Source organism: Streptomyces murinus, assembly GCF_002154555.1.
Taxonomy (GTDB): domain Bacteria; phylum Actinomycetota; class Actinomycetes; order Streptomycetales; family Streptomycetaceae; genus Streptomyces; species Streptomyces murinus.
Map to the genome: position 1 here is coordinate 1 of NZ_MUNF01000822.1, position 4,175 is coordinate 4,175.

Annotated in this window: 5 protein-coding genes; all 5 read left to right on the forward strand. The window is 74.6% G+C overall.

The genetic code is table 11. From position 1 onward, the window contains the following. Nucleotides 1-385 (forward strand): ribonuclease FAU-1 family protein (locus CCN72_RS35485; protein ID WP_143664321.1); only part of this gene is annotated, 385 nt, incomplete at its 5' end. Nucleotides 386-681: 296 nt separating this feature from the next. Beyond that, on the forward strand, nucleotides 682-2,775 hold the full coding sequence (locus CCN72_RS35490) for an ATP-binding SpoIIE family protein phosphatase (protein ID WP_086812486.1): 2,094 nt from the start codon (nucleotides 682-684) through the stop codon (nucleotides 2,773-2,775). A gap of 27 nt (nucleotides 2,776-2,802) precedes the next feature. After that, nucleotides 2,803-3,513 carry a type II secretion system F family protein gene (locus tag CCN72_RS35495; RefSeq protein ID WP_244174641.1) on the forward strand — a complete coding sequence of 237 codons (711 nt, stop codon included), beginning with the start codon at nucleotides 2,803-2,805 and terminating at the stop codon, nucleotides 3,511-3,513. An 85-nt stretch (nucleotides 3,514-3,598) separates the two neighbouring features. Beyond that, complete coding sequence (locus tag CCN72_RS35500) at nucleotides 3,599-3,799, forward strand: DUF4244 domain-containing protein (protein WP_093681769.1); 201 nt, start codon at nucleotides 3,599-3,601, stop codon at nucleotides 3,797-3,799. 22 nt (nucleotides 3,800-3,821) lie between these two features. Continuing rightward, nucleotides 3,822-4,160 (forward strand): TadE family type IV pilus minor pilin, encoded by a 339-nt coding sequence (locus CCN72_RS35505; protein ID WP_086812491.1) that lies wholly within the window; start codon nucleotides 3,822-3,824, stop codon nucleotides 4,158-4,160. The last annotated feature ends 15 nt before the right edge of the window (nucleotides 4,161-4,175 follow it).

Here is a 4,175-nt window from a genome sequence, read left to right on the forward strand (position 1 = left end):
CCAGCCCGGCGTGCCCTGGTCGGTGTGGCTGTTCTGGGAGCCGGGCTGGCGGTTCAAGAACTGGTACGTCAACCTGGAGGAACCGCTGGTCCGTTGGGCGGGCGGGGTGGATTCCGAGGACCACTTCCTGGACATCGACGTCCGTCCGGACCGCAGCTGGTACTGGCGCGACGAGGACGAGTTCGCACAGGCCCAGCGGGACGGCCTGATGCCCCCCGAGACCGCCGAACGGGTCCGCACGGCCGGCAGGGCGGCCCTGGAGGCGATCGCGGCCTGGGAGCCGCCGTTCTCGGAAGGCTGGCCGGCATGGCGCCCGGACGAGTCCTGGGCGGTACCGTCACTCCCCGAGGGCTGGGACCGTACGCCCGCGCACGTGTCCTCATGAGACTCTTGATGCGCCCCCGGGCAGGAAACGTAGGATCGTCCTCCGCAAGGGCGCTTCGGAGCGACAACTTCCGCGGCTTGCGCCGGGCTTGACCGATCGTCACCGAGGGGCGGCAGGGACGTGAACGAGGGGTATCAGGGGAGCACCGCCGGGCGCGCAGGCCACGCCGGTGGCACGGGAACTTCCTTTGGGCACGCGGAAAATCCGTTCCCGGGACACGTATTGCGGGTATCGGGACTTCTGCGGGACCGACTGCGCGCCCGGCGCGCAGCCCCGGACGGATGGATGCGACACGCGTGACGGAGCAGCCCACCTCCTTCGAGCGCCCCGAGGCGGGCGCCGACCCCGCGGACGGCCGCGGGGCGCTGACGCATGCCCCGGAACCGGTCGGCGCCCCCGTCTTACCCGTGCAGGCACGGGCGGACGGGACGCCGTCGGGGCCCGGGACGGCCACCTCGTGTGGCCAGCCAATGGACGGCAAGGGGAAGGAGCCCCCAGTCAACGGCCCGGAGCACTCCCAGCCCGCCACCGCGGACGCCGGCGCGGCCCATCGCCCGCGTCCCGCGGAGGCCATTCCGCCGCAGCCAGGCGCCGACCAGGAGCGGGCGCCGGGCGGTCCGGAGCGCCGTACCGGACGGGGTCTGCCACCGGGGCGGCCGATGCCCATGCGGCGTGACGGCGACCGGCTCAGGTTCGTCGGCGCGGCCACCCGGCGGATCGCCCGCGGCCTCGACCTGGACGAGATCGTGATGGGTCTGTGCCGGGCCACGGTGCCGACGTTCTCGGACGCGATCCTCGTCTATCTGCGCGACCCGCTGCCGGTCGGCGACGAACGGCCCACCGGCCCCGTCGTACTGCGGCTGCGCCGCACCGACCGCATACCGGAGGAGCGGGACACCGACGGCGTGCTGCTGCCCGGCGCGTTCGAGCCGGAGCCCGAGCCGGTCGCGCTCGCGGAGCTGTCCTCGCTGACCACCGAGCTGTGCGAGGTGCGCCCCGGCGGCGCGCTGAACGAAGTCCTGCGCGGGGTGCGCCCGGTGTTCGCGGACGCGCCGGCCGCCCGGGCCGCGCTGCCCGAACTGCTCGGCGACGGCGCGGAGGCGCTCGTACCCTCCGGGCAGCACGCGATCCTCGCGCCGCTGCGCGGCCGGCGCCGGGTGATCGGCGCGGCCCTGTTCCTGCGCCGCCCCGAGCGCCTCGCGTTCGAGACGGACGATCTGCTGGTGGCCGCCCAGCTGGCCACGCACAGCGCGCTCGGCATCGACAAGGCGGTGCTCTACGGCCGCGAGGCGTACATCGCCGACGAGTTGCAGCGCACCATGCTGCCCGAGACCCTGCCCCGCCCGACCGGGGTGCGGCTCGCCTCCCGGTATCTGCCGGCCGCGGAGACCGCGCGGGTGGGCGGCGACTGGTACGACGCGATCCCGCTGCCCGGCAGCCGGGTGGCGCTGGTGGTCGGCGACGTCATGGGCCACTCCATGACCTCGGCGGCGATCATGGGCCAGCTGCGCACCACCGCGCAGACCCTGGCCGGGCTCGATCTGCCGCCGCAGGAGGTGCTGCACCACCTGGACGAGCAGGCCCAGCGGCTCGGCACCGACCGCATGGCGACCTGTCTGTACGCCGTCTACGACCCGGTCACGCATCGCATCACCATCGCCAACGCCGGTCATCCGCCGCCCGTGCTGCTGCATCTGGGCGGGCGGGCCGAGGTGCTGCGGGTGCCGCCGGGCGCGCCGATCGGTGTCGGCGGGGTGGACTTCGAGGCGGTCGAGCTGGACGCGCCGGCCGGGGCCACGCTGCTGCTGTACACCGACGGTCTGGTGGAGTCCCGGCTGCGGGACGTGTGGACGGGCATAGAGCAGCTGCGCGAGCGGCTCGCCGCCACCGCGCAGCTGACCGGTCCGGACCATCCGCCGCCACTGGAAGCCCTGTGCGACGAGGTCCTCGACATGCTCGGCCCCGGCGACCGGGACGACGACATCGCGCTGCTCGCGGCCCGCTTCGACGGGATCGCGCCGAGCGATGTGGCGTACTGGACGCTGGAGCCGGAGGACTCGGCCCCCGGCCAGGCCCGCCGACTGGCCCGGCGCGCGCTCGCCCGCTGGGACATGGAGGACCTCACCGACTCGGTGGAGCTGCTGGTCAGCGAGGTCGTGACGAACGCCGTACGGTACGCGTCCCGGCCGGTGACGCTGCGGCTGCTGCGCACGCATGTGCTGCGCTGCGAGGTCGGCGACGACGTGCCGCAGCTGCCGCGGCTGCGGCAGGCGCGGGCCACGGACGAGGGCGGGCGGGGCCTGTACCTCGTCAACAAGCTGGCCCGGCGCTGGGGCGCGACCCGGCTGAGCACCGGCAAGGTGGTGTGGTTCGAGCTGCACCGCGGCTGACGCGGTACGCATGAGGGAGGGCGCCCGGTGAAGTACCGGGCGCCCTCCCTCATATCCGTCTACGGCCGTTTCCGCCGCATGTCCGGCTACGGCTGTTTCAGCCGCTGCTGCCCCAGCTGCTCCCGCTGTCCCCCGAACTGGTCGAGCGGGTTGTCCTGGGTGGGATCGTCCGTCGGCGGCTCGCTGGTCGGCGGGGCCGTCGGGGCGCTGCTCGGGCTCGGCGTCGGTGCCGTGCTCTGGCGCCGGCGGGCGAGCCGGGCGGCGGCGGGCGGTGCGGCGGCCGTCGACACCGCCGAGGCCGCGCGCCAACTGCCGCTCGCCGCCGATCTGCTGGCGGCCTGCATCGCGGCCGGCGCCGGGCCCGTGGTCGCCGCGCAGGCGGTGGGGGAGGCCCTGGGCGGACCCGTCGGGCAGGCGCTGGCGCGGGGCGCGGCGGAGGTACGGCTCGGCGGCACCCCGGTGGACGCCTGGCACGGGCTGGCCGCGCTGCCGGGCGCGGGTGCCCTGGCCCGGCTGCTGGAGCGGGCCGACGAGTCGGGACTGCCCGCCGCCGCTCCGGTGGCCCGCATCGCCTCGGACACCCGCGCGGACTGGGGCCGCACCGCGACGGCACGGGCCCGGCGGGCGGCCGTACTGATCTCCGCGCCGGTGGGCCTGTGCTTCCTGCCCGCCTTCGTCGCGATCGGGGTGCTGCCCGTGGTGATCGGGCTGGCGGGCGGGGTGATGGCGGGGAGGTGAGGGACGGCGACGGAAAAAGGGCGGGAAAAGGGCGGAGAAGAGGACGGAAAACGTGCGAACTGATCAAGAAACCATGGGAGTTGAGATGAAGAGGAAGATCGTCGAAGTGCTGGCCGGGGTGCGGCGGGTGTGCCGTCGGGACTCCGGGATGGTGACCTCCGAGTACGCGATGGGAATCATCGCGGCCGTCGGATTCGCCTTGCTGCTCTACGAGGTAGTCACCAGCGGCGCGGTCCGGGCGGAGCTCCAGTCCATCGTGAAGAAGGCCCTCAGTGCGCGGATGTGAACGGGGCTCGGACCGGGGCTTCGTGACGGCGGAGGCGGCCATGGCGCTGTGCGTGCTGGTGGCGTTCACGATGGCGCTGGTGTGGGCGTTGCTCATGGCGGCGGCGCAGATCCGGTGCGTGGACGCGGCCCGGGTGGGCGCCCGGGCCGCCGCCCGCCAGGACCCGCCCGCCGCGGTGCTGTCGGTGACCCGTCAGGCAGCACCGAGCGGGGCCCGGGTGACGGTCGGACGAGAGGGCGATCAGGTCCGGGTCACGGTGGTGGCGAGACCGCCGGTGCTCAGCGGTCTGCCGTTCGAACTCCGTGAGGAGGCGGTGGCGTTGGCGGAGGAGACGGTCGGCGAGAAGGGGGCGGGGCCGTGAGGCGGCAGGGGGCTG